The sequence below is a fragment of the Psychrobacter sp. genome, from assembly GCF_030457785.1.
Lineage (GTDB): Bacteria > Pseudomonadota > Gammaproteobacteria > Pseudomonadales > Moraxellaceae > Psychrobacter.
Map to the genome: position 1 here is coordinate 1 of NZ_JAKDUI010000289.1, position 2,128 is coordinate 2,128.

Consider the following 2,128-nt stretch of genomic DNA (forward strand, 5'->3'; position numbering starts at 1 on the left):
TGCTTCGGCTGTCACCCTTCTTTTATTACTCCAGCATACTTTTTGATACACCACCCAACTTCCAAGTACCGTTATATGGCGAGCATACCTTTGATGTCGGTGCGCGCTATCACCGTGACAAGGTCGAACGCTATCAGCCAGAAGACGTTTTCAATCAAGTCGATGGTCAGCTTATCTATCAAGAAACCCTAGCACCAAGCGGCAGTAATAACCGTGAAGAAAAAGCCGATGCGGTTAGTCTGTGGCTGACTGATACATGGCAAGTGACAGAGCCATTGACCTTAAATGCTGCGCTACGCTATGAACATATCGAGACTGAGGAGACACGCGGTGTTGGCACGGATAGCGAAAGCAAAGTCGATAACACTCAATCTATCTTCTTGCCTGGATTATCTGGTACTTATCAATTAAACGATAACGTACAGCTACTCGCTGGCGTACATAGAGGCTTCAGCCCACTCGGCGCAGGGGTGTCTGATGAGGATGACAACGAGCCAGAAGAAAGTATCAACTACGAGATCGGCACCCGTTATAACGATGGAAATAACTATGTAGAGGCCGTTGGCTTTTATAGTGACTTTGATTCTGTAGTCAAAAACTGTACCGAAAACTCACCTTGTGATGGACGAACTTCTGGTGTCGAAAAAGAAAGCGGTTCAGCAGTGATTGCCGGGATTGAGTTGGTGGCGGGCACGAGCTTAGATATGGAAGGCTATAGCGTCCCACTACAAGCGACTTACACCCACACACAAGCGGAACTGGCTGAAGACTATCAAGACACACAAGATGGCGATCGCCTAACACTGGTACCAGAAAATCAAGTCAGTGTCCGTGCTGGTGTTGAGATGGACTCAGGCTGGGACACGTATTTGACGGCTAAATATACGGGTGGCATCTGTGAATCAGTTGGGTGCAACCGTACAAACGATCCTCGTACTGAGACTGACTCGCTATTAACCTTTGACGTCATCAGCCACTACCCTATCGGATATGATGCTAGGGTATTTGGTAAAGTTGAAAATATCACTGATAAGCAGGCCATTGTTAGCCGTACCCCTTATGGAGCACGTCCTAACATGCCACGCACATTTACAGTGGGTGTCACAAAAGAGTTCTAACCAACTCAAGCTAACCGAGACTTTTATCGGAAACTATTACAAAAGCAGCCGCAATTATTTAATTGCGGCTGCTTTTACTTTGTTCTTCGCTTAACCTAGGGCATGTCATTCAATCCCAATATATAAGTCCACTTGACCATATTCTAGATTGCCATCTATATATTGCTCAAAATCAACATCAAAGCGACGCTTGTGTTCACAGCTAGAATCATGAAAGTACTCCCATGCCTTTTCCCAAGCATTCATAACTGTATTTGGCATGATACCTTCTTCAGAAAATACCAGGTACTTACCGGCAGGAATCTGCACTGTCACTACATTACTTGCAGCCGCTGCATCATCAGAGCTTGACGGCTTCTCTTCACTATCAACCTTCCAACTGGCCACCACATCGAAAGCACCGACTAGATCGTCGCTTTCATAATTGTGATAGACGCCATAGATATCCTCACCTTCTGCCAAGTTGGCGACATGATTTTGATAGAACTTTTGCCACAATCTACCCAGCTTCGCCGTGTCATGGCTAATCTCTGCATTATTGGTAGTACGGACACTAATACCGCTACAAGCTACCGCTTGTGGTAGCTCTTTGACTGTTAAACTCATGATATTGCCTATGTGGTTATTATTGGTTTTGTACTCGAAGTACTCTCTAAATTAGCTAAACAAGCAATACTAAAATTAGCAGTAATACTTAAAAAAGTAGCCCTTAAACGAGCAACACAGCATTTAATCAGTCGGCTTCATCAATCCAATTCATCTGAATGGCTTCCAAGATACCTTCGTTCGATCTTTGCGGATCATCATCAAAACCTTCAAGCTCAGTCACCCAGCGGTGTAAATCAGTAAACCGAATATACCTTGGATCGGTTTCTGGAAATTTTTCATAAAGCTCAATAGCAATGTCTAAGCTGTCTGTCCATTTTAATTTTTGCGGGATCATGATGGCTCCTTATCCTTTATAATTTCTTAGATTAACACACCAAGTGCAACGCTAATTAATATTATAG

Annotated in this window: 3 protein-coding genes; 1 reads left to right on the forward strand and 2 read right to left on the reverse strand. The window is 43.9% G+C overall.

Going from position 1 to position 2,128, the window contains the following annotated elements:
- Nucleotides 1–1,118, forward strand: a 1,118-nt coding sequence (locus tag L0J61_RS10625) for a TonB-dependent receptor (protein ID WP_301466410.1), incomplete at its 5' end; no start/stop codon positions are given.
- 105 nt (nucleotides 1,119–1,223) lie between these two features.
- On the opposite strand, the gene L0J61_RS10630 is transcribed toward L0J61_RS10625, so the two are convergent.
- Both L0J61_RS10630 and iscX read right to left on the reverse strand, forming a co-directional pair.
- The gene (locus tag L0J61_RS10630) at nucleotides 1,224–1,724 is read right to left on the reverse strand and encodes a GyrI-like domain-containing protein (RefSeq protein ID WP_301466411.1); all 501 of its coding nucleotides are present in this window, start codon (nucleotides 1,722–1,724) and stop codon (nucleotides 1,224–1,226) included.
- Between the two features lie 127 nt (nucleotides 1,725–1,851).
- Entirely contained in the window at nucleotides 1,852–2,061 is a 210-nt protein-coding gene (gene iscX / locus L0J61_RS10635) for a Fe-S cluster assembly protein IscX (RefSeq protein WP_301466412.1), read from the reverse strand.
- Between the last annotated feature and the right edge of the window lie 67 nt (nucleotides 2,062–2,128).